General features: G+C 64.5%; 22 protein-coding genes. 11 read left to right on the plus strand and 11 right to left on the minus strand.

Features of this window, described 5'->3' with window-relative positions:
* Position 1: 1 nt before the first annotated feature.
* The 6 genes from BW970_RS13210 to BW970_RS13235 form a co-directional block, all read right to left on the minus strand.
* Positions 2-1,384: an aldehyde dehydrogenase family protein gene (locus tag BW970_RS13210; protein WP_076532085.1), complete on the minus strand. Its 1,383-nt coding sequence runs from the start codon at positions 1,382-1,384 to the stop codon at positions 2-4.
* A gap of 61 nt (positions 1,385-1,445) precedes the next feature.
* Entirely contained in the window at positions 1,446-2,813 is a 1,368-nt protein-coding gene (locus BW970_RS13215) for a glutamine synthetase family protein (protein WP_076532087.1), read from the minus strand.
* Between the two features lie 89 nt (positions 2,814-2,902).
* Positions 2,903-3,943: a TRAP transporter substrate-binding protein gene (locus BW970_RS13220; RefSeq protein WP_076532090.1), complete on the minus strand. Its 1,041-nt coding sequence runs from the start codon at positions 3,941-3,943 to the stop codon at positions 2,903-2,905.
* A gap of 50 nt (positions 3,944-3,993) precedes the next feature.
* Complete coding sequence (locus tag BW970_RS13225) at positions 3,994-5,334, minus strand: TRAP transporter large permease (RefSeq protein WP_076532093.1); 1,341 nt, start codon at positions 5,332-5,334, stop codon at positions 3,994-3,996.
* Complete coding sequence (locus tag BW970_RS13230; protein WP_076532096.1) at positions 5,334-5,840, minus strand: TRAP transporter small permease subunit; 507 nt, start codon at positions 5,838-5,840, stop codon at positions 5,334-5,336. The genes BW970_RS13225 and BW970_RS13230 overlap by 1 nt, the downstream gene beginning before the upstream one ends.
* Positions 5,840-6,613, minus strand: a complete 774-nt coding sequence (locus tag BW970_RS13235) for an N-formylglutamate amidohydrolase (RefSeq protein ID WP_076532098.1) — start codon at positions 6,611-6,613, stop codon at positions 5,840-5,842. The genes BW970_RS13230 and BW970_RS13235 overlap by 1 nt, the downstream gene beginning before the upstream one ends.
* 117 nt (positions 6,614-6,730) lie before the next feature.
* Between BW970_RS13235 and BW970_RS13240 the strand changes: the two genes are divergently transcribed.
* The 9 genes from BW970_RS13240 (at position 6,731) to BW970_RS13280 (ending at position 15,292) form a co-directional block, all read left to right on the plus strand.
* Entirely contained in the window at positions 6,731-7,615 is an 885-nt protein-coding gene (locus tag BW970_RS13240; protein WP_076532101.1) for a MurR/RpiR family transcriptional regulator, read from the plus strand.
* 148 nt (positions 7,616-7,763) lie between these two features.
* Positions 7,764-8,693, plus strand: a complete 930-nt coding sequence (locus BW970_RS13245; RefSeq protein WP_076532104.1) for an AEC family transporter — start codon at positions 7,764-7,766, stop codon at positions 8,691-8,693.
* Positions 8,694-8,708: 15 nt separating this feature from the next.
* Positions 8,709-9,539 carry an S-formylglutathione hydrolase gene (fghA, locus tag BW970_RS13250; protein ID WP_076532107.1) on the plus strand — a complete coding sequence of 277 codons (831 nt, stop codon included), beginning with the start codon at positions 8,709-8,711 and terminating at the stop codon, positions 9,537-9,539.
* A gap of 78 nt (positions 9,540-9,617) precedes the next feature.
* Positions 9,618-10,055: a YaiI/YqxD family protein gene (locus tag BW970_RS13255; RefSeq protein WP_076532110.1), complete on the plus strand. Its 438-nt coding sequence runs from the start codon at positions 9,618-9,620 to the stop codon at positions 10,053-10,055.
* Between the two features lie 37 nt (positions 10,056-10,092).
* The gene (locus tag BW970_RS13260; protein ID WP_076532113.1) at positions 10,093-11,034 is read left to right on the plus strand and encodes a DMT family transporter; all 942 of its coding nucleotides are present in this window, start codon (positions 10,093-10,095) and stop codon (positions 11,032-11,034) included.
* Positions 11,035-11,045: 11 nt separating this feature from the next.
* The gene (locus tag BW970_RS13265) at positions 11,046-11,651 is read left to right on the plus strand and encodes an HAD family hydrolase (RefSeq protein WP_076532116.1); all 606 of its coding nucleotides are present in this window, start codon (positions 11,046-11,048) and stop codon (positions 11,649-11,651) included.
* On the plus strand, positions 11,648-12,571 hold the full coding sequence (locus tag BW970_RS13270) for an ornithine cyclodeaminase family protein (protein WP_076532119.1): 924 nt from the start codon (positions 11,648-11,650) through the stop codon (positions 12,569-12,571). Before BW970_RS13265 ends, BW970_RS13270 begins: the two co-directional genes overlap by 4 nt.
* A 116-nt stretch (positions 12,572-12,687) precedes the next feature.
* The gene (locus tag BW970_RS13275; RefSeq protein WP_076532121.1) at positions 12,688-14,046 is read left to right on the plus strand and encodes a DUF1800 domain-containing protein; all 1,359 of its coding nucleotides are present in this window, start codon (positions 12,688-12,690) and stop codon (positions 14,044-14,046) included.
* Between the two features lie 10 nt (positions 14,047-14,056).
* The gene (locus BW970_RS13280; RefSeq protein ID WP_076532123.1) at positions 14,057-15,292 is read left to right on the plus strand and encodes a DUF1501 domain-containing protein; all 1,236 of its coding nucleotides are present in this window, start codon (positions 14,057-14,059) and stop codon (positions 15,290-15,292) included.
* 129 nt (positions 15,293-15,421) lie between these two features.
* On the opposite strand, the gene leuB is transcribed toward BW970_RS13280, so the two are convergent.
* From leuB to leuC, 5 genes are all read right to left on the minus strand, one after another.
* Positions 15,422-16,528 carry a 3-isopropylmalate dehydrogenase gene (gene leuB / locus BW970_RS13285; RefSeq protein WP_076532125.1) on the minus strand — a complete coding sequence of 369 codons (1,107 nt, stop codon included), beginning with the start codon at positions 16,526-16,528 and terminating at the stop codon, positions 15,422-15,424.
* A 55-nt stretch (positions 16,529-16,583) separates the two neighbouring features.
* A complete protein-coding gene (locus tag BW970_RS13290) occupies positions 16,584-17,537 on the minus strand; it encodes an endonuclease/exonuclease/phosphatase family protein (protein ID WP_407645264.1) in 954 nt (317 codons plus the stop codon).
* Positions 17,534-18,385, minus strand: coding sequence for a hypothetical protein (locus tag BW970_RS13295; protein WP_229740513.1), 852 nt, complete (start codon positions 18,383-18,385; stop codon positions 17,534-17,536). The genes BW970_RS13290 and BW970_RS13295 overlap by 4 nt, the downstream gene beginning before the upstream one ends.
* Positions 18,386-18,632: 247 nt before the next feature.
* Positions 18,633-19,238, minus strand: coding sequence for a 3-isopropylmalate dehydratase small subunit (leuD, locus tag BW970_RS13300; protein WP_076532127.1), 606 nt, complete (start codon positions 19,236-19,238; stop codon positions 18,633-18,635).
* Positions 19,239-19,286: 48 nt separating this feature from the next.
* Positions 19,287-20,705 (minus strand): 3-isopropylmalate dehydratase large subunit, encoded by a 1,419-nt coding sequence (gene leuC, locus BW970_RS13305; RefSeq protein WP_076532129.1) that lies wholly within the window; start codon positions 20,703-20,705, stop codon positions 19,287-19,289.
* Positions 20,706-21,167: 462 nt separating this feature from the next.
* On the opposite strand from leuC, the gene rsfS reads away from it, so the two are divergent.
* Together rsfS and rlmH are read left to right on the plus strand one after the other, a co-directional pair.
* Entirely contained in the window at positions 21,168-21,497 is a 330-nt protein-coding gene (gene rsfS, locus BW970_RS13310; RefSeq protein ID WP_076532349.1) for a ribosome silencing factor, read from the plus strand.
* Positions 21,497-21,967: a 23S rRNA (pseudouridine(1915)-N(3))-methyltransferase RlmH gene (gene rlmH, locus BW970_RS13315; protein ID WP_076532131.1), complete on the plus strand. Its 471-nt coding sequence runs from the start codon at positions 21,497-21,499 to the stop codon at positions 21,965-21,967. The genes rsfS and rlmH overlap by 1 nt, the downstream gene beginning before the upstream one ends.
* The last annotated feature ends 20 nt before the right edge of the window (positions 21,968-21,987 follow it).

Here is a 21,987-nt window from a genome sequence, read left to right on the forward strand (position 1 = left end):
GTCACACCTTCTTGAGATGGTAGGATTTCGGCCGGGTCACCGCATGGAAACCCAGATAGGACAACGAGGCGCCGCGCCCGGTGTCTTTGCACCCGGTCCAGCACAGCGCAGGGTCGAGGTAATCGGCCCGGTTCATGAAGATGGTCCCGGTCTCGATCTGCGCCCCGATCTCGGCGGCGGTGTCGTAGTCGTTGGTCCAGATGCTGGCAGTCAGGCCATAGGGGCTGTCGTTCATCAGGGCAATCGCCTCGGCATCGTCCTTGACGGGCATGATGCCGACGACGGGGCCAAAGGATTCGTCCCGCATCACTGCCATGGAATGATCGACATTCACCAGGATCTGCGGGGCCAGATAGGCGCCGCCATCATCGGCCGGAAAATTCGCCGGGTCGATCAGCGGTTTCGCCCCGGCCGCCACAGCCGCCGCGATCTGGTCGCGCACCACGCGGGCGAAGCGGACATTGGCCATCGGGCCAAGTGTGGTGTCCGGATCCAGCGGGCTGCCGAGTTTCAGCGTATTGACCCATTTGACCGCCTTTGCGACGAAGTCGTCGAACAGGCTTTCGTGGACATAAATCCGCTCGATCCCGCAGCAGCACTGGCCCGAGTTGAACATCGCCCCGTCCATCAACGTATCGACCGCCGCATCGACATTGGCATCGGCGCGCACATAGCCCGGATCCTTGCCGCCCAGCTCCAGCCCCAAGGGGGTAAAGGTGCCCGCCGCCGCGCGTTCAATCGCCTGGCCACCGCCGACGGATCCGGTGAAATTCACGAAATCGAACGCCCGCGCGCCGATCAGCCGCTCGGTCGTCGCATGATCCAGCACGACATTCTGGAACACATCCGACGGAATGCCCGCCGCATGGAACCCTTCGGCCAGACGTTCACCGACCAGCAGGGTCTGGCTGGCATGTTTCAGCACGACGGTATTTCCGGCGATCAGGGCCGGAACGATGGTGTTGATCGCAGTCAGGAACGGGTAGTTCCAGGGGGCGATCACGAACACCACCCCCAGCGCCTCGCGCGCAATGTAGCGGCGGAACGAGTCGCTGTCCTCGATCACCCTGGGCGCCAGAGTTTCGGCCGCGATCCCGGCCATATAGTCGGTGCGCGCGTTCACCCCGCCGAATTCCCCCCCGCCAAAGCGGATCGGGCGGCCCATCTGCTGGGCCAGCTCGCGGGCGATGTCATCCTTTTGCGCGGTCATATGGGCGACTGCCGCCTTGACCAGCGCGATACGGTCGTCCAGCGGCCGCGCGGCCCAGCCTTTTTGCGCGGCGCGGGCCGCGGCCGCGGCCGCATCCGCGGCTTCGGGCGCCAGCGGCATCCGCTCGGCATAGACCCGGCCATCGACCGGGGAAATCAGTTGTATCGGTTTCATCGTGTCACCTGTCATGCGGGGCTGTCCCCCCCGCAGTTCCCCACCCAGGGCCCTGTTGGCCCTACGCGCGTTCCAAAAGCCGTTGCAGCTCGAAATCCGTCACCACCCGGTCGGTTTCCTCGATCTCCCATTCCGCGTTGCGCACGTAATGGTCAACCACATCGTCGCCCAGCGCGGCACGCAGCATGGCCGACCCCCTGAGTGCCACCGCCGCATCGCGCAGGGTTTTCGGGATCTCGCGGATCCCGCCCTTGGTATAGGCATCGCCGGTCATTTCCGGCTCCAGCTCCATCTTGCCCTCGATCCCCGCCAGACCGGCGGCCAACAGCGCCGCACAGGCCAGATAGGGGTTCACATCGGAACCGGGAATGCGGCATTCCACCCGCACGCCCTTGGAATGCACGCCGCAGATGCGGAACCCGGCGGTGCGGTTGTCAGCGGACCAGACCGCCTTGGTCGGCGCGAACATGCCCACGCAAAACCGCTTGTAGCTGTTGACATAGGGGGCAAGGAACACCGTCAGTTCCTGCGCATGGGCCAGTTGCCCGGCAAGGTAGTGTTTCATCAGCGCCGACATGCCATGCGCGTCGTCATGGTCATGGAACGCGGGCTTGCCATCGGTCGTCCACAGGCTCTGATGTACATGGCTGGACGACCCGGCCTTGCGGTGGTCGTATTTGGCCATGAAGGTGACGGACTTGCCCTTGCTCCACGCGATCTCTTTCACGCCCTGCTTGACGATGACATGGTTGTCTGCGGTATCCAGCGCATCGGAATAGCGATAGTTCACCTCGGCCTGGCCCGCATCGGCCTCGCCCTTGGTGTTCTCCACCGGGATCCCTGCGGCATAAAGACCGTTGCGCACGGCGCGCATGACATCTTCCTCCTTGGAGGTCTGGAAGATGTGGTAATCCTCGTTATAGGCGCTGATCGGTTTCAGATCACGCAATCCGCCGTCGCGCAGGTTGTCGTAGCTGTTTTCGAACAGGTAGAATTCCAGCTCGGTCGCCATCATCGGCTCCAGCCCCATGGCGCGGGCGCGGGCAACCTGACGTTTCAGGATCGCACGGGGCGACACGGCCACTTCTGCATGCGTGTCATGCTCCAGCAGATCGGCCAGACACAGCACTGAGCCCGGAAGCCAGGGCAACGGGCGCAAGGTGGCCAGATCGGGCTTCATGACGTAATCGCCATATCCCTTTTCCCAACTGCTGGTCTTGTAGCCGGGAACGGTCGTCATTTCCATGTCCACGGCCAGCAGATAGTTGCAGCAATGCGTTTCCTCGAAACCGCCATCCAGAAAGAACTGGGCGTGGAACCGCTTGCCCATCAGGCGGCCTTGCATATCGGGGGCGGCCACCAGAACGGTATCCACCTCCCCCCGCGCCACCGCCTCTTTCAGCGCCTCGAAACTCATGTTGCCTGGCATGTCCGCCCTCTCCCGCACCCTGTGGGTGTGCCGTCACGATCTGTTCGATACCCTTTGGAACCGGGGGGCCGCGCCCCCCGGCGCCCGCGTCAGCCGTAGCGGTAGGGCCGCCCGGCCTTGTCCATCACGGCGTTGTAAGTCTTGAAGATCTCCACAACCTTCGCCTTGGTCTCCGACTCGGCGGCGATCTCGTCCCAGAACAGGCGGGCTTTTTCCTCGACCGTGGCCCATTCCGCATCGGGAATCGACGTCAGTTCCAGTTTCGGCCCGTTCACGCGCAGATCGGCCTCGCCGCCCCAGTACCACCACTGGCGGTAATAATGCGACTGTTCGAAACAGACCTTCATCAAGGTCTTCAGCCGCTCGGGCACTGCGTCCCATTTGGCCTGATTGGCGAAGAAATGCCCGATCCACGCGCCCGAGATGTTGTTGGTCAGGAAGTACTTGGTCACATCGGCCCAGCCGACGGTGTAATCCTCGGTGATGCCCGACCAGGCGATGCCGTCCAACTCGCCGGTCTGAAGCGCGACCTGGATATCCTCCCACGGCAGTTGCACCGGAACCACGCCGAACTGCGCCAGGAACCGGCCTGCGGTCGGGAAGGTGAATACGCGCTTGCCTTCCAGATCCTTGAGGCTGCGGATCGGATCCTTGGTGGCGAAATGGCACGGATCCCAGGCGCCGGCCGAAATGTGCTGGACACCGACCTTGGCGTATTCCTCTTCCCAGATCTGTTTCAAGCCATATTGGTTGAACAGCACCGGCACATCCAGGCTATAGCGGCTGGCAAAGGGGAAATAGCCGCCAAACACCGTCACTTCGGTGGGCGAGGCCATCGAATCGTCGTCCGACTGCACGGCGTCGATGGTGCCGGACTGCATGGCCCGGAACAGCTCGGACGTGGGCACGATCTGATCGGCGTAATACAGCTCGATCTGCATCTGGCCATCGGCAATCTCGTTGAACATGTCGATGGCGGGTTTCACCACATGTTCGCCCAAGGCGGCCCCCGCATAGGTCTGCATCCGCCAGCGGATCGGCGCGCCTTGCGCATGTACGGCCGGCGCGGCCAGTGCCGCAGCGCCGCCAAGTGCGCCGGTGGTCAGAAACTTGCGTCTCGTCGTCGTCATGTCGTCACCTCCTGGGTTGGGATTCGGGTGGTTGATCCACCCTGTTCGGGTCATCTTGCATATACCAGATGCGGCAGCCAAAGCGCGATCTGCGGGAACATCATCACGATCACCAGCGTCAGCAGCATCAGCAGCACGATCGGCGTGATAGAGCGGTAGATGTCGGCCAGGGTCACATGGTCGGGCGCCATGGCGCGCATCAGGAACAGGTTATAGCCGAACGGCGGCGTGATATAGGCGATCTGGCAGGTGATCGTGTACAGGATGCCATACCATATCAGCGCATCGCCCGGCGCCATGCCCAGATCCAGCTTGGCCACCAGCGGCACATACAGCGGCGCGACGATGACCAGCATGGCGGTATCGTCCAGAAACATCCCCATGATCAGGAACGAAAGCTGCATCAGGATCAGAATGGTCCATGGCGACAGGCCCATGTCGCGCAGGAACAGCCCCTCGATGGCCCGCACCGCCCCCAGCCCGTCGAACACCGCGCCAAAGGCCAGCGCCGCAAGGATGATCCACATGAACATGCACGAGACGGCAAGGGTCTGAACCATGCAGGTGTCGAACACCTTGCGCGTCAGTCGTCCCCGGACCAGCGCCGCCAGCGTGGCCACCACCGCCCCGACGACCGACGCCTCCACCAGGCTGGTCCAGCCATAGACGAACGGCCCCATCATCGCGGCAAAGATGCCTACGGGCAGCAGTCCGGCGCTCAGCAGGCGCAGCTTTTCGGCAGCGGGGACCGTCCGGTCTTCGGCAGGCAACGCAGGACCAAGCGCCGGATTGATGCGGCAGCGAACCACGACATACAGGATGAACAGCCCCGCCATCATCAGGCCCGGCACCACGCCGGCCAGCCACAGATGCCCAACCGGCTGCCGCGCGATCATGGAATACAGCACCAGCACCACCGAGGGCGGCACCAGAATCCCCAGGCTCGACCCACCCTGGATGATGCCCGTCACCATCCGCTTGTCATACCCACGCTTCAGCAGTTCGGGCAAGGCGATGGTTGCCCCGATGGCCAGACCCGCGACCGAAAGCCCGTTCATCGCGGAAATCAGCACCATCAACAGGATCGTGCCGATGGCCAGCCCGCCCGGCACAGGGCCGAACCAGACATGAAACATGCGGTACAGGTCATCGGCCATGCGGCTTTCCGACATGACATATCCCATCCAGACGAACATCGGCAGGGTCAGCATGGGATACCAGTTCATCAGCTTGATGGCGCTGGTGAACGGCAGGGCAGATCCGCCACCGCCCCACAAGGCCAGCGCCGCCACCGAGGCGACAAAGCCGATCACCGCGAACACCCGCTGCCCGGTCAGCAGCAGGATCATCATCCCGCCGAACATCAGAAGCGCGATCATCTCGTAGGGCATCAGATCTTTTCCCCACGCAGAAGCGCAATGTCACGGATCAGGAACGCCACCGATTGCAGGATCATCAGAAAGACGCCGGTGCAGATGATGATCTTGATCGGGGCCATGTAGGGCCGCCACACCGTGCGCGACCGCTCGCCGATCTCCAGCGCATAGAGCGTGCTGTCGATCCCGCCATACAGCACCACCGACAGAAAGAAGATCATCGCCAGCACCGTCACCGCATCCACCATGGCACGGCGGCGCAGGCTCCAGCGGGAATACAGCAGGTCCATCCGCACATTGGCGCCCAGTTGCAGCGCATAGGCCCCGCCCAGCACGAAATAGCCCACCATGGTGAACTGCGCCATTTCCTGCGTCCACAACGAGGGGCGAAAGAACGCCTTGGCGATGATGGACCACAGCAGCACACCACCCAGCACGAACAACAGATACATCGCAAGCCGCCCGATGCGGTAGTTCAACGCCTCGACCCAGCGGACATACAGGATCAGCACCCGCGGCATCAGGCCCCTCCCTCTGTCGCCGCCAGCGCGCGCGCCAGCACCGGGGCAAGCAGATCGGCCATCGCGGCCTCGGCCTCGGGCGTGGCGATCAGATCATTGCGGATTTCCAGCATCACATGCGGCAAGCCATATGGCACCGCGTGCAATCGCAGCAGATGTGTCACCCCGTCGGCGGCGGAATAAGGAGCGTTCAGTTCCGACTGCAACGAGGTCATGGCCCAGGCTGCCGCCAGAACCTCGCGCGCAAGGCGGTCATCGCCGGGGCGGGTATCATCGTGGATCACGCCCAGTTCGACGGCACGTGGCTGGCCATGCCAGACCGGCGTGAACGAATGCACCGTCACCAGCACCGGCTGCAATCCCAGGGCGATACGCCGGGCGATCAGCGCGGCCAGACCGGCGTGAAACGGCGTATACACCGCATCCGCCCGTGCTGCGCGGTCTTCGGGTGTGATCGCGGCATTGCCGGGAATATCGTAGCTTTCGGACCGCGCAGGCATGGCACCGGGACGATCCGGCGCGCGGTTCAGGTCGTGAACCAAACGGCTGACCGGCGCGTGGACCAGCGCCGCCCCCAACCGCGCGGCCAATCCGCGGGCCAGCCCCAGCGCACCGGGATCCCAGGCGATATGTGCGACCTGCGCTGCGGCATCCAGCCCCAAATTGCCCCAACGCGCAGGAAGGGTATGCGAGGCGTGTTCGCATACCAGAACATACCGCGAAGGCGCATCGGCACCTTCGATCCGGGCAGCAAATGCCTGTTGGTCTGTCATGGGCCGAGTCATCCCTGTCTTTGCCCCAAGGCTGGCCAGTGCCCGGCGCTCTGTCAAGAATCTTTCTTTGTCGGAAATCTCTGTTACAAACCTTCCAAAGCCAGTTCGAGGCATGTGATGCGATTTTCGGCAGACGAGCCCCCACCCCCCATCGAAGACCAACTGCGCCGCGCGATGGACGGGTTCACCCCCACCGAACGCAAGCTGGCCCGGCATGTGCTGGACCATTACCCGGTGGCCGCCCTGGGCTCGATCACCGCGCTGGCCAAGGCGGCCGACGTCTCGACCCCCACCGTGGTGCGGCTGGTGCAGAAGCTGGGGTTCAAGGGCTATCCCGATTTCCAGAACTGCCTGCGCACCGAAGTCGAGGGGATGCTCGCCTCGCCGCTCGTCAAGCACGACAAATGGGCCGGCAATGCGCCCGATGCGCATATCCTGAACCGATTTGCCGATCAGGTGGTGGCCAACCTTCAGGCTACGCTCGCCGGGCTGGACCCGGCCGAATTCGACGCCATTGCCGCCCTGCTGGCGGATCCGGAGCGGCGGATCTATGCCTTGGGCGGGCGCATCACCCATGCCATGGCAGAATATTTTGTCACGCTGATGCGGGTCGTGCGCCCGGATGTCACCCTGTTGTCGGCCATGGCGAACACCTGGCCCCCGGCACTGCTGGACATGGCGCCGGGGGATGTGCTGCTGATCTTCGACATACGGCGCTATGAAAACTCTGTCCTGCAAGTGGCCGAGCTTGCGGTGGAACAGGGGGCAGAGGTCGTGCTGATCACGGATCGCTGGCTGTCCCCCGCAGCCCGCCTTGCGCGCCACCGTCTGGTGTGCCACGTCGAGGCGCCCAGCGCATGGGACAGCACCGTGCCCCTTCTGGTGCTGGTCGAAACGCTTTTGGCAGCGGTGCAGGATTTGCGCTGGCAGGATACCGAAAGCCGGCTGAAGCGCATGGAAGACCTGTATGAAAAGGTGCGATTCTTTCGCAAGTTCCGCTGAGGGCGCGCGCCCACGCGGCCCCCGGTGCCACAGTGCGACCGGATGATGCCTTGCGCATTCCTGCCCGACCGGATGCGCGAGGATACCACCTTGCGGCTGACGCGCAGGCGTGAAACCCTGCCCCGGACCATAGGCGCGCAACGGACCGATGCTGGATATCCTTCTGAAAACCCTGCCCTTCTTTGCCTTGATCGGCGTGGGGTTCGCTGCCGGGCAGATGCGGGTCTTTACGGCCGAGGGCACGGCCTGGCTGACAAAGTTTGTGTTCTATTTTGCGCTCTCGGCCATGCTGGTCAAACTGTGCGCCAACCTGTCGCTGGCCGATCTGTTCGACCTGCAATTCGCCAGCGCCTATCTGCTGGGATGTGCGGTGGTCTATGGGCTGGCGCTGGCGGTAGCCTTTGCGCGCCGCGTGCCGCTGGCCGAAGCCGCCGTCGAGGCGCAATGCGCCGTCATCGGCAATACCGGGTTTCTGGGCGTGCCCATGCTGGTCATGTTGCTGGGACCGCAGGCCACCGGGCCGGTCCTGCTGGTGCTGTGCCTGGACATGATCGTGTTCAACACGCTGATCACGCTGATCATCACCGGCGCACGCGAAGGGCGGATGCAGGCATCAACCTTCAAGGCGCTGGGGCTGGGGCTGGCAAAGAACCCGATCATCGTCTCGATGGCGCTGGGATTGGCATGGGGCGCCACCGAATGGCCCGTGCCGGGGCCGGTGAACGATTTCGTGGCGCTGCTGGGGGCCGCCGCCACCCCCGGTGCATTGTTCGCCATCGGCGCCTCGCTGGCGGGTCGGCGGGCCGAGCGGCTGGGCGTTGCGGCCTGGCTGTCCTTTGCCAAGCTGGTGCTGCATCCGCTGGCTGTGGCGATCTGCGCCTTCTGGATTTTCGATGTCGATCCGGTCGCCGCAGGGGTGATGGTTGCCGCCGCCGCCTTGCCCGTGGCGGGGAACACCTACATTCTGGCCGCACATTACGGAGTGGCGCCGCAGCGCGTGTCCGCCTCGATCCTGATTTCGACGGCGGTCAGCATCCTGACCGTCACTGCGGTGATCGCCTGGGTGACAGGCGGATAGAGCAAGGGGAAAGCCATGCGGACAATCAGCGAAAACCGGTGCTTTGGCGGGGTGCAGGGCGTCTATGCCCACAAGTCCGATGCAACGGATTGCGAAATGACCTTTGGCCTGTTCCTGCCGGCCGAGGCGGAGGAAGAACAGGTTCCGGTGCTGTGGTATCTGTCGGGCCTGACCTGCACCCATGAAAATGCCATGACCAAGGCCGGGGCGCAGAAATGGGCCGCCGAGGCCGGGATTGCCCTTGTCTTTCCCGACACCTCGCCGCGTGGCGACGGCGTGGCCGACGATCCGGCCTATGATCTGGGCAAGGGCGCGGGTTTCTACGTCAATGCGACCGAGGCCCCCTGGGCACCGCATTACCGCATGTGGGACTACATCACCGACGATCTGCCGCGCGTGCTGTTTTCCGCCTTTCCGCTGGCCGAAGACGCCCAAAGCATCACCGGCCATTCGATGGGCGGCCATGGCGCGCTGACCATTGCGATGAGTTTTCCGGGCCGGTTCCGCTCTGTCTCGGCCTTTGCGCCGATCGCGCATCCGACCGCCAGCGACTGGGGCCGCAAGCAACTGGGCGCCTATCTGGGGCCGGATGCGGCGAAATGGGCGCCCCATGATGCAACACTGCTGATGCGCAAGCGCGGGTTCGACGGGCCGGTTCTGGTGGATCAGGGCGGATCGGACCAGTTTCTTGACCTGCTCAAGCCCGAGGCACTGGCCGAGGCCATGGCCGCCAGCCGGCAGAACGGCACGTTCCGGATCCAGAAGGGCTATGACCACAGCTATTTCTTTGTTTCGACCTTCATGGAAAGCCATGTCGCATTCCATGCCGACGCGCTTTTGGCCTGAGCCGGGCAAGGGGGAGGCTGCCTGCCCCCCCGTCGCAGGATGTTTTGATCAGAGCAAAAGGACAAGCGCGTGGCAAGGATGACAATCTGGGTCGATGCCGATGCCTGCCCGGTGAAGGCCGAGGTAGAGCGGGTGGCCACCCGGTACCGGCGCCGTGTCGTCATGGTCTCGAACGGCGGGATCCGGCCAAGCGCCAATCCGCTGGTCGAGATGGTCTATGTCGCCGCCGGGCCGGACGAGGCCGACAAGCGTATTGCCGATGGCGTGGTACCCGGTGATGTCGTCGTGACCACCGACATGCCGCTTGCGGCCAAGGTGGTGGCGGCAGGCGCGCGGGCGATCCGGCCGGATGGCAGCCTGCTGACAGAGCGCAACATCGGCGAGGCACTGGCGATGCGCGACCTGATGAGCGACCTGCGCGCCGCCGACCCGTTCCGGCAAGGCGGCGGGCGGGCGTTTTCCGCCGCCGACCGTTCGCGGTTTCTGGACGTGCTGGACAGGCTGGCGCGCGACTGAGGGACGTGACACTGTGGGCCGTGCGCGGAGGGGTGGCATGAGCGTCGTGACTGTTGGGCCTGTGCCACTGGTGGGCATATTGCTGGCACTGGGCGGCAGCCTGGTGTTTTCAATCAATGATATGGCGATCAAGTTCCTGTCGGGCGGCTACCCGCTGCATCAGGTCGTGCTGGTGCGGGCAATCATCGGGCTGGTATTCCTGACGGTGCTGATCAGCCTGACCGGACGCAACTGGCGCCAGTTGCGAACACGGCGCCCGCGAACGCATCTGCTGCGCGTGATGGTGGTGGTGACCTCGAACGCGACCTATTTCCTGGGGCTGGCGGCGCTGCCGCTGGCCGATGCGGTGGCCATGGCCTTTGTCGCGCCGGTGTTCATCACGCTGCTGTCCATCGTCATGCTGCGCGAAAAGGTGGGACCGCACCGCTGGGCGGCCGTGGCCGCCGGGCTGATCGGCACCTTCATCATGATGCGTCCCGGACAGGACGGGATTCAGCCTGCCGCGATCCTGATCCTGATCTCGGCGCTGTGCTATGCGCTGGGTCAGTTGATGGCGCGCGGTATGCGCGAGACGGAAAGCGCCATCGCGCTGAGCTTTTACATCCAGGTTGGGTTTCTGGTGACATCCGCCGGGATGGGCCTTTGGGCCGGTGACGGGCACATGGCCGGATCGGCCGACCCGTCGCTGACCTTCCTGCTGCGGGCATGGGTGATGCCGCCGGTATCGGACTGGCCGATCTTTCTGGCCACAGGTCTGGCCGTTGCCGTGGGCAGCCTGATGATTGCCCAGGCCTATCGCACGCTGGAGGCGGCGGTTGTGGCCCCCTTTGAATATGCGGCCGTCCCGATGGCCCTGCTTTGGGGCGTGCTTGTGTTCGGCACCTTCCCCGATACGCAGGGCCTGATCGGCATGGCGCTGATCGTCGGGGCCGGTCTATACACATTGTGGCGCGAAACGATCAGGAGACAGGCGGCGTGAAACCAGACGTGATGGTGTTCGACATCGGCCGGGTGCTGATCGGCTGGGATCCGGAAGGGTTCTTTGACTGTCAGATCGGCCGCACCGCGCGGGAACGCCTGTTCGCCGAGGTCGATCTGCATGGCATGAACCTGCGGATTGACGAAGGCCACGGCTTTGCGACCCCGGTGGCAGAGCTTGCCGCCCGTCACCCGGAATGGGCCGCCGAGATCCGGCTGTGGCATGACCGCTGGTCCGACATGGTGCCGGGCGCGATCCCCCGCTCTGTCGCGTTGATGCGCGCGTTGAAGCGGCGCGGCGTTCCGGTGCTGGCGCTGACCAATTTCGGGCGGGAAACGCTGGTGATCGCACAGGCGCGGTTCGCGTTTCTCAACGAATTCGACCGGATGTTCGTTTCGGCCGAGCTGGGGCTGCTCAAGCCCGACCCTGCGATCTATGCCGCGCTGGAAACCGGCAGCGGCTATGCGCCGGAACGGTTGTTCTTTACCGATGACCGACCCGAAAATTGTGCCGCCGCCGCCGCCCGTGGCTGGCACACCCATCTGTTCGAAGAGCCCGAAGGGTTGGAAGCCGCGCTTCTGGCCCATGGGCTGCTGACCGAGGAGAGCTTGCCATGACCCCGACCATCGTCCCGCGCGAGGCCGAAGCCCATATGGACTGGATCGGCCTGACAGAGGCGTTCAAGGCTGGCCACCGGCTGGCACGGGCCGAAATCGCCGACCTGTTCCTGTACCGTGCCAAGGATACGCTGCTGGATCGCGCGGCCTGGATCGACGGGCTGGGATCTGCAGTCAAGGTGGCGACCGTCACCCCCGGCAATCCGGCCCGTGGGCTGCCCATGGTGAACGGTGTGGTCAACCTGTTCGACGACGTCACCGGGCTGTTGGAGGCGCTGGTCGATTTTCACCTTGTCACCAAGTGGAAAACCGCTGGCGACAGCCTGCTCGCGGCGCGACTGCTGGCGCGGCCCGATGCGCGCAACTTTCTGATCGTGGGGGCGGGCACCGTCGGGCGTTCAATGATCGAGGCCTATTCCGCCGCCTTTCCCGATGCGCGTTTCACCGTCTGGAACCGTTCGGCCGAGGGGGCCGGACGCATGGCCGCCGAAGTCGCCGGGCTGGCCGTGGCGCACGATCTGGAGGCGGCAGTCGGCGCCGCAGATGTGATCGTGACCTGCACCATGAGCAGCCAGCCTCTGATCAAGGGCGACTGGCTGCGCCCCGGCCAGCACCTGGATCTGATCGGGGCCTACCGCCCCGACATGCGCGAGGTGGATGACGCGGCCATGGCGCGGGCCCGTGTCTATGTCGACAGCCGGGCCACGACAGTTCACCATATTGGCGAGATCATGGCGCCGCTGGCCTCTGGCGCGCTGACCGAAGATGCCATTCAGGGCGATTACTACGACATCGCCGCAGGCGCCTGGGAACGCCGCTCGGAAGGCGACATCACCATCTGCAAGAACGGTGGGGGCGCGCATCTCGATCTGATGACAAGCCGCTTCGCGCTGGATCGCTGGCGCGCAGCCCAGGGCTGAACGGGCGCGCGACTTTGCGCCGATAGCGGATCACCACGACAGGCCACACGCAAGCGTGCCTGCACATGGCCGTGGCACCGTGATAGGCTGCCGGAACGTCACTGCCGGAGACTGCCATGGCCACCCCCAAAGCGATCATCGCGCACCGTTTCGGCTTTGGCCCCAGGGACGGCAAGCTGCCGCTCTACCCCCCGGCCAGCCGGCTGGACAAACCCGACCGGATGCTGAAGACCTTTGCCGCGCAAGGGTCGGCCGATGCGTTTGCCTGGCTGGTAGAGATCCGCAAGATCTCTGACGCCGCTGCGGGGGGCGATAACGCGGCCCGCAAGCAGCGCCAGGCCGCGCTTGCCGAAGCCAGCAGGCGCGCACTGGTGAACGCCCGGCTGGAACTGGCCCGCGCCGTCCAGTCCGACGACAGCTACCGCGAACGGCTGGTACGGTTCTGGGCAGATCACTTCACCGTTGTCGCACGGCGCACCTTGCAGCGCCCGTTGATGACACCCTTTGCCGATGATGTGGCCCGCGGTCATCTGGCGGGTTCCTTTGCCGGAATGCTGCGCGCCGCGACCACCCATCCGGTGATGCTGGGATATCTGGACCAGACAGGATCGGTCGGCCCGCAATCGCAGTTCGGCCAGCGCCGCAAGCGGGGCCTGAACGAGAATCTGGCACGCGAATTGCTGGAACTGCACACCTTGGGCATCGAGGGCGGCTACACCCAAACCGATGTGCGTCAGGCGGCCCTGTTGCTGACCGGGCTGAGCGCGAATGACACGGACGGCACCGTCTATCTGCCAAACCGCGCCGAACCGGGGGCCGAGACGATCCTGGGCAAAAGCTATGGCGGCAACCGCAAGGCCAGGATCGACGACATTTACCAGTTTCTGGACGATCTGGCGGTGCATCCTGCAACGGCCCGGCACATGGCGTGGAAACTGGCGGTGCATTTTGTCTCTGACACCCCGGATCCGGCGCTGGTTGCAGATCTGGCCGCGATCTGGCGGCGGACGGATGGAAACCTGCTGGCGGTCTCGACGGCACTTACCGAACATCCCGCCGCCCAGAAACCGGATCAGGAAAAGGCCCGCCAGCCCTTTGACTACATCGTGGCGGCGCTCCGGGCTCTGGGCACAAGCGGGGCGCAGATCATGGACTGGAAAGACCCGGTCCTGCGGCGCACCGCCCTGCGGCCCATGACCGCCATGGGCCAGACCTGGCAACAGCCCAATGGCCCCGATGGCTGGGAAGAGGCGTTTGACCGCTGGATCACGCCACAGGCGCTTGCCACCCGGATCGACTGGGCCATGCAGATGCCAAGGCGTCTCAGGGACAAGCTGCCCGACGCGCGGAAGTTCGTCGATCTGGCCTTGGGCGATCTGGCGGATGACCAGTTGATCCGGCTGGTCGGCCGCGCGGAAACCAATGTCGAAGGTGTGGGGCTGGTGTTGGCCTCGCCGCAGTTCAACCGCCGCTGAGGAGTGCACGATGACACAACATCTGAATCGACGCGGCTTTCTGCGTGGCGGGCTGGCACTGGGATGTTCGGCGGCCGCCTTTCCGCTGATCAGCCATGCCACTTTTGCTGCGGCGCCCTTCGATCATCGGCTGATCGTGGTGATCCTGCGCGGCGCGATGGACGGGCTGGATGTGATCCGCCCGGTGGGTGACCGCAACTTTCGCCAACTGCGACCGGAACTTGGCCAGGGCGAAGGCCCGGCACTGGACAATTTCTGGCAGTTGCATCCCGGCCTGTCCGGGCTGATGCCCTTGTGGCAGGCGGGCGAACTGGGGTTCGTTCAGGCCGTGTCGACCCCCTACCGCGACCAGCGCAGTCATTTCGATGGGCAGGACATGCTCGAGGCAGGCACGGCCATGGATTCGCCCCCCGAATTCCGCCGGGATGGATGGATGAACCGCCTGCTGGCTGGATTGCCCGGCGCACGCAGTGAAACCGCCTTTGCCGTCGGGCGCGAAGCGTTGCCGATCCTGTCCGGACCCGCCCCGGCCCAACGCTGGGCCCCGGAAACCGAGATGCGCGTCAGCCCGCAGGCCCGGCGCCTGCTGGAACAGTTGTACGAGGCCGACCCGCCGTTTCACTCGGCCGCCGGAACGGCGTTGGAACTGACCGAGATGTTGAACGATCTGGAGCCCATGGACCCCGCCGGCGAGAGCGAGGCGATGATGGCACCGCCGCCGATGATGGGCCTGCCGGAACCGGAAAAAGCCAATGCCGAGGTCAGCGCCTTTGCCGCATTTGCCGCCGCGCGGTTGCGCGAAGATACCAGGATCGTCGCCTTGTCCCTGGCGGGATGGGACACCCATGCCGGACAGGACAATGCGATACGCCGCCCGCTCGCCCGGCTGGAACAGTTGATTCTGGAGCTGAAGGCAGGTCTGGGCCCGGTCTGGAACAAGACCGCATTCATCGCCATGACCGAATTTGGCCGCACCGTGCGCCAGAATGGCACCAAAGGCACCGACCACGGCACCGGCGGCGCCATGATCACCGCCGGGGGGGCAATCCGGGGCGGGCGGGTGCTGGGCCAGTGGCCGGGGCTTGGCGATTCCGATCTTTATGCCGGGCGCGACCTGACCCCGACGGGCGATGTTCGGGCGGTCGCGGCCTGGGTGATCCACGGACTGATGGGGATCGACAAGGGCGCCTTGCAGAACGGGGTGTTTCCCGGCCTGGACATGGGGACCAATCCCGGCATCGTCTGATGCCGCACGCCGCGGCCTTGCCCCCAGGATGTCCGGATCAGAACGCGGCACAGACGGCAGCAAAAAGGGGGGCAACATGCCCCCCTTTTGTCAGCGGCGGGGCGAGTGGCACCCCTTGCACGCCGTATCTCAGAGGCTGGCGTCCAGCGCGGCGACAATCGCATCGCCCATCTGGCTGGTCGAGACCGGCGTCCCGCCCGCAGGGCCCATCAGATCTGCGGTACGCACGCCATCCGCCAGCACCTTTTCCACCGCCGATTCAACGCGGGTCGCCTCGTCGCCCATGTCGAAGCTGTAGCGCAGCGCCATGGCAAAGGACAGGATGCAGGCGATCGGATTGGCCTTGCCTTGCCCCGCGATATCCGGGGCCGAGCCATGCACAGGCTCGTACAGCGCCTTGGGCCGGCCGTTGGCCATCGGCGCCCCCAGCGAAGCCGATGGCAGCATCCCCAGCGAGCCGGTCAGCATCGCCGCAAGATCCGACAGCAGGTCGCCGAACAGGTTGTCGGTCACGATCACGTCGAACTGCTTGGGCCAGCGGGTCAGCTGCATGGCGCCTGCATCGGCATACATGTGCGACAGCTCGACATCGGCATATTCCTTGTCGTGGATTTCCTGCACGACCTGGCGCCACAGGATGCCGGATTCCATGACATTGGCCTTTTCCATCGAACAGACCTTGTTGCCCCGCTTGCGGGCCAGTTCAAAGGCCGAACGCGCGACGCGGGCAATTTCCGATTCGGTATACCGCTGGGTGTTGATGCCCACACGCTCGTTGCCTTCGGTGAAAATGCCGCGCGGCTCGCCGAAATAGACCCCCGAGGTCAGTTCGCGCACGATCATGATGTCCAGACCGGCGATCACATCCTGTTTCAGCGAGGAGAAATCGGCCAGGGCATCAAAGCACTGCGCGGGGCGCAGGTTGGAGTAAAGGTCCATTTCCTTGCGCAGGCGCAAAAGGCCACGTTCGGGCTTTACGCTGAAATCGAGAGTGTCGTATTTCGGGCCGCCGACGGCGCCCAGCAGCACGGCATCAACCGCCTGGGCCTTGGCCATCGTATCGTCGTGCAACGGCGTTCCATGCGCGTCATAGGCGCAGCCGCCCACCAGATCCTCGGACACGTCGAACGTGACGCCCCGCTTGTCGCCCATCCAGGCGATGATCTTCTTCACTTCGGCCATCACTTCGGGGCCGATGCCGTCACCGGCAAGGATGAGGAGCGAAGGGTTTGCCACGGCGGTTCTCCTGCAAAGGCGGTCGCAGCGGGCGTAACGAATGGGGTGCGGCGGGTCAAGGTGGCGCAGGGTCAACCGTGACCGTCATCCAGACCATCCGATGCCGGGCCGCCTCGGGATGCAGGCCACTGGCGGTGACATGCAGATCGGCCGAGGGCTGGATCAGGCTCAGCGGCGCGGGCCCCGATGCCAGCATGGCCGAGGCGCCCGGCGCCGGTGGATGCAGCGCGGGATGCACGGCCAGGGCGCGCAACGCCGACGGGTCACCCTGCCCCGGCGCCAGATTGGGCAGGCCGATCAGGACGAACGGGGCCGAAGGCGGGGCCATCGGCAGACGACCCTCCAGCAGATGCAGCCAGAATGCGGTTTCGTCATGGTTGCGATCCGGATTGCGGGCGCCGAACAGCGGCGGCGTTGCAGCCCAGGCCAGAAGGTGCAGCGCACCGCCGTCGGGCAAAAGAACCGGCACAATCCAATGCGCCGAGGACGACAGCCGGTGCGAGGCCCGCGCGGCCACCGGCACCGTGCCCAGCCGGGCATCCGGCATATCGGCCCAAAGGAAATGGGAAAAATCCCGCACCTCGCCCAGCGGCCACCGCGACAGCACCGCCATGGCCCCATCGCCCGAAAACCGGCCATAGCCATGCGCGTCATCCGGATCGCCGCGGCGCCCGTTGCCGTCCAGATCGAGGCCCGAGGGCAGCCCGCGATTCTGCGCCGGGGCAAGGCGATAAGGGTATTCCAGCCCATCCTGCGCCAGTCTGCTGGCCAGCGCATTCAGCGCAATGCCATTCAGATCGTGATCAACGCGGGTCAGCAACACAACGTCGGGGCGGATGTTGAGCAGCCCCTGTACGACAGCCTCGACCTCTGGATCCTTGCCCGACAGGATGTCACGCAGCAAAAGACCGGGGCCGTCGCGTGAAAGATCGGCATTCCAGGTGGCAAATCGCAGATCCGCCGCCCCGGCAACCGCCGCCCAAAAAACGAGCCCCAGCCAGATGGTCAGGCATGGGCCAGCACGGCGCCCTTTTCCTCGGCCTCGACGGCGGCCGCGCGGCGTTGCACTCGGATCATGTCGGCCAGACGCCCCATGGCAATGCCGCGCATGAACAGGCTGGCAGGAAGAAAGGACCATGCGGCCATTGTCCAGATCAACACTTGCGGATTCGACAGCGTGACCGGCGCGATCCCGCTGGTGGCGGCCTTGACCACCGCCGGAACCAAGAATGGCAGCAAAAACCCTAATGCGATGTTAACGCGGGCATCCCGTTCAAGCCGATAGATCACGTCGCCGCCTGCCGTCGGATCGAAGGTCGGCAGGTTGACCCAGACATTGAAGCTGGAGCCACGCGCGGGCCAGTTGCCCGAGCGCAGGCACAGCACGAATATGGTCAGCATCGCCAGCGACACCAGATAGCTCAGCCCGGCGGCGGTCCGCACCAGCACAAGCTGTGCGGTGCCAACATCTTCGGACACCGCCAGCAGCACAAGGCGCACGGGGCTGAAGGGAAAATCGATGGCGCGGCCGATCATTCCGCCAAGAATCTCCAGGATCAGCGACACCTTCGTCGGCTCTGTCTGCCCTTTCGCGATCAGCGACAGGACCAGAACCGTCAGAAAGATTGCAAGAAACCGGATCCGGTTGAAGGGAGGGGCATCCCGGAATTCGATCAGGCTGGGATAGGTTGCGGCATATTCCACCAGGGTCAGCACGCCAAGGAACAGGGCAACAAGCGCCACCATCTGTTTGGTGTCCGCCGCCACCTCGGGCAACAGAAGTGACGGGATCGCCACCATCAGCATGACAAGTACCGCGCGCACAACCGCGCCGGTCAGCCGGAAAACCGTGCTCAAGCCGCCCTCACTGCGGCGGGCGTTCAAGAAACCCGCTCTTTGTCTCGTTGCCTGTGTCCGCACTTTGTGGCGGATTGCCTCAATCTTGCCCAAGTTTTGCCTCATTTGATCTGGCTCCGCAACCATGGAGCCACCAAAGCAGGCCAATGCGGCGAAAATCAGAAAATTTGTCGCCAAACTGCATCAATCTGCAAATGAAACGGGCCGCCCGGCATGGGCGGCCCGAGACTGCGACAGGGCGATGTGCTCAGACCCAGGGCCGGGCCTTGGACATCTTGTCTTCGAACGTATCAATGGACGCCACCTTTTCCAGGCTCAGCCCGATGTCATCCAGACCGTTCAGCAGACAATGCTTCTTGAAGGGATCGACGTCGAAAGCAAAGGACTGGCCGTCGGACGAGGTCACGGTCTGTGCTTCCAGATCGACGGTCATCCGGGCATTGGCGCCCTTCTTCGCATCCTCCATCAGCACATCCACAGCCTCTTGCGGCAGGACAATGGGCAGGATGCCGTTCTTGAAGCAGTTGTTGTAGAAGATATCGGCAAAGCTGGTGGAAATGACGGCACGGATGCCAAAGTCCAGCAACGCCCAAGGCGCATGTTCGCGCGACGAGCCGCAGCCGAAATTGTCACCGGCCACGATGATCTGCGACTCGCGATAGGCCGGCTGGTTCAGCACGAAATCGGGAATTTCCTTGCCGTCCAGGGTATAGCGCATCTCGTCGAACAGATTGACGCCAAGTCCGGTCCTCTTGATCGTCTTGAGGAACTGCTTGGGAATGATCATGTCGGTGTCGATGTTGACCAGCGGCATGGGCGCCGCAATGCCGGTCACGGTGGTGAACTTGTCCATCTCGGGACTCCTGTTGAGGTCCGGGGGGCGCCTGGGGCGCCCGCGCCGTCAGACCGTTTCCGCCATCAGCTCGCGCACATCCGTCAGCCGCCCGGTGACGGCCGCCGCCGCCGCCATGACCGGCGACATCAGATGCGTGCGCCCACCCCGGCCCATACGGCCTTCGAAGTTGCGGTTGCTGGTCGCCGCACAGCGTTCGCCCGGCGCCAGTTGGTCCGGGTTCATGCCCAGACACATCGAGCAGCCTGCCAGACGCCATTCAAAGCCGGCATCCATGAAGATCTGCGCCAGACCTTCCTGTTCCGCCTGCGCCCGCACAAGGCCCGAACCCGGCACCACCATGCCTCGCACGCCCGGCGCCAGTTTCCTGCCCTTGAGCACCGCAGCCGCCGCGCGCAGATCCTCGATCCGGCCATTGGTGCACGACCCGATGAACACGGCGTCAATAGCAACATCCGTCAGCTTCTCGCCCGGCGTCAGGCCCATGTACTCCAGGCTGCGCTGTGCGGCCCCAACCTTGCCGCCGGTGAAATCAGCGGCCGCCGGAACCCTCGCCGTGATCGGAAGCACATCCTCCGGGCTGGTGCCCCAGGTGACAACGGGCGCGATATCTTCGGCCCGGATCGTGATCACCTTGTCGTAATGCGCGCCTTCATCGGTGAACAGCGTCTTCCAATAGGCCAGCGCCGCATCCCAGGCCTCGCCCTTGGGCGCATGGGGGCGCCCTTTGACATAGGCAAAGGTCTTTTCATCCGGCGCGATCAGGCCCGCACGCGCACCGCCTTCGATGGCCATGTTGCAAACGGTCATGCGGCCTTCCATCGACAGGTCGCGGATCGCCTCGCCGCAATATTCGATGACATAGCCGGTACCGCCCGCAGTGCCGGTGGCACCGATGACCGACAGGGTGATGTCCTTGGCCGTGACATAGGGCGGCAGCTTGCCCGTGATCTCGACCTTCATGTTCTTGGATTTCTTCTGGATCAGCGTCTGGGTGGCCAGAACATGCTCGACCTCGGAGGTGCCGATGCCATGCGCCAGCGAACCAAAGGCACCATGCGTCGCGGTATGCGAATCGCCGCAGACCACGGTCATGCCCGGCAAGGTCCAGCCCTGTTCCGGCCCGACGATATGCACGATCCCCTGACGCACATCCGACACCGGATAATAGTGGATGCCGAAATCGCGGGCGTTCTTGTCCAGCGCATCAACCTGGATGCGGGATTCCTCGTTGTCGATATGCGTGTCGCGGCCCTCGGTGGTGGGCACGTTGTGATCCGGCACCGCAATGGTCTTTTCCGGCGCCCGCACCTTGCGGCCCGCCATGCGCAGCCCCTCAAATGCCTGCGGGCTGGTCACTTCGTGAACCAGATGCCGGTCGATATACAGCAGGCAGGTGCCGTCTTCGGCGGTATCGACGACGTGGTCGTCCCAGATCTTGTCATAAAGCGTACGCGGAGCGGTCATGGCTCATCTCTCGATATGGCTGTGGTAGGGGGCGCAGCAGGGCGCGCGCGAAAGTTGACGGCTGTCAACCGATCAGCGAAGTCGGGCCAGAACGGACCGGTTCTCGCGGCAGAAACGCTGCGGCAGGCGCGCGTGATCCGTGATGTCGAAATAGACGAACCCTTGCATAGCCCATCAGATACGCCGCATTCGGGTGAATTGCAATTGCCTCGCGCGGCTCATCGACGCACACAGGTTGCCTGTCCGGGGCCAATCCTGTAAGCGCCAGCCTTCGCCCCGGTCGGGTCAAATTGTTGAGTCGCCCGGAACGCGATGCTAGTGTAATCTGATGCCCGGTGCCGGGGCCATGCGGCACGCTGCTGGGAGGGTGAACCCCTGTCTCATTCCGATCCTGCCACCGGCTTGCCGGTCGGCCCCCGATCCGGGCGCACAACGCCCGCCGATTTCACATCCGAAGACGTTCTGGACGCGGTCCTCGCCTCTGTCGATGACGACAAGGCCGAAGACATCGTGCAGATCGATCTGCGCGGACGCTCCGACGTGGCGGATTACATGGTGATCTGCTCGGGCCGCTCCAGCCGTCAGGTCGCGGCCATCGCCGAAAAACTGTCAGAGCGGCTGAAAACCCAGCTTGGCATCGTGGCCAAGATGGAAGGCAAGGAAACCGCCGACTGGGTGCTGATCGATTCGGGCGATGTCATCGTCCACGTCTTCCGCCCCGAAGTGCGCGAATTCTACCAGCTGGAAAAGATGTGGCTGCCATCCGGGGTGGCGCGCGGCCCCGAGGCATAATGCGCATCCATATCTGCGCGGTGGGCCGGATGCGCTCCGGCCCCGAGCGCGATCTGATGACCGATTACCTCGACCGCTTCACCCGGACAGGGCGCCCGCTGGCACTGGGCCCGGCACATGTGCAAGAGGTCGAGGACAAGCGCGGCGGCGGCATGGCCGCCGAGGCGCCGTTGCTGGCGCGCGCCATACCCCATGGTGCGCTGATGGTCGCCATGGACGAACGCGGGGCCGACCACAGCAGCCCGGAATTTGCGGCCCTGCTGGCACGCTGGCGCGATGCCGGGCATCAGGATCTGGCCTTTGTCATCGGTGGCGCCGATGGCATCGACCGCAGCCTGCGCGCCCAGGCAGGCCATGCGATCAGCCTGGGCCGCATGGTCTGGCCGCATATGCTGGTGCGGGTGATGCTGGCCGAACAACTCTACCGTGCCAGCACCATCCTGTCGGGCGGCCCCTACCACCGCAGTTGAGGCGCGCCTTTTCATCTTGC

Origin of the sequence: Gemmobacter megaterium, assembly GCF_900156815.1 — a bacterium.
GTDB classification, from domain to species: Bacteria; Pseudomonadota; Alphaproteobacteria; order Rhodobacterales; family Rhodobacteraceae; genus Wagnerdoeblera; species Wagnerdoeblera megaterium.

Bases quoted from the DNA above. Each gene is read 5' to 3' on its own strand.
- BW970_RS13210 (WP_076532085.1), bottom strand. From the start codon at position 1,384: ATGAAACCGATACAACTGATTTCCCCGGTCGATGGCCGGGTCTATGCC.
- BW970_RS13215 (WP_076532087.1), bottom strand. From the start codon at position 2,813: ATGCCAGGCAACATGAGTTTCGAGGCGCTGAAAGAGGCGGTGGCGCGG.
- BW970_RS13220 (WP_076532090.1), bottom strand. From the start codon at position 3,943: ATGACGACGACGAGACGCAAGTTTCTGACCACCGGCGCACTTGGCGGC.
- BW970_RS13225 (WP_076532093.1), bottom strand. From the start codon at position 5,334: ATGCCCTACGAGATGATCGCGCTTCTGATGTTCGGCGGGATGATGATC.
- BW970_RS13230 (WP_076532096.1), bottom strand. From the start codon at position 5,840: ATGCCGCGGGTGCTGATCCTGTATGTCCGCTGGGTCGAGGCGTTGAAC.
- BW970_RS13235 (WP_076532098.1), bottom strand. From the start codon at position 6,613: ATGACAGACCAACAGGCATTTGCTGCCCGGATCGAAGGTGCCGATGCG.
- BW970_RS13240 (WP_076532101.1), top strand. From the start codon at position 6,731: ATGCGATTTTCGGCAGACGAGCCCCCACCCCCCATCGAAGACCAACTG.
- BW970_RS13245 (WP_076532104.1), top strand. From the start codon at position 7,764: ATGCTGGATATCCTTCTGAAAACCCTGCCCTTCTTTGCCTTGATCGGC.
- fghA (WP_076532107.1), top strand. From the start codon at position 8,709: ATGCGGACAATCAGCGAAAACCGGTGCTTTGGCGGGGTGCAGGGCGTC.
- BW970_RS13255 (WP_076532110.1), top strand. From the start codon at position 9,618: ATGACAATCTGGGTCGATGCCGATGCCTGCCCGGTGAAGGCCGAGGTA.
- BW970_RS13260 (WP_076532113.1), top strand. From the start codon at position 10,093: ATGAGCGTCGTGACTGTTGGGCCTGTGCCACTGGTGGGCATATTGCTG.
- BW970_RS13265 (WP_076532116.1), top strand. From the start codon at position 11,046: ATGGTGTTCGACATCGGCCGGGTGCTGATCGGCTGGGATCCGGAAGGG.
- BW970_RS13270 (WP_076532119.1), top strand. From the start codon at position 11,648: ATGACCCCGACCATCGTCCCGCGCGAGGCCGAAGCCCATATGGACTGG.
- BW970_RS13275 (WP_076532121.1), top strand. From the start codon at position 12,688: ATGGCCACCCCCAAAGCGATCATCGCGCACCGTTTCGGCTTTGGCCCC.
- BW970_RS13280 (WP_076532123.1), top strand. From the start codon at position 14,057: ATGACACAACATCTGAATCGACGCGGCTTTCTGCGTGGCGGGCTGGCA.
- leuD (WP_076532127.1), bottom strand. From the start codon at position 19,238: ATGGACAAGTTCACCACCGTGACCGGCATTGCGGCGCCCATGCCGCTG.
- leuC (WP_076532129.1), bottom strand. From the start codon at position 20,705: ATGACCGCTCCGCGTACGCTTTATGACAAGATCTGGGACGACCACGTC.
- rlmH (WP_076532131.1), top strand. From the start codon at position 21,497: ATGCGCATCCATATCTGCGCGGTGGGCCGGATGCGCTCCGGCCCCGAG.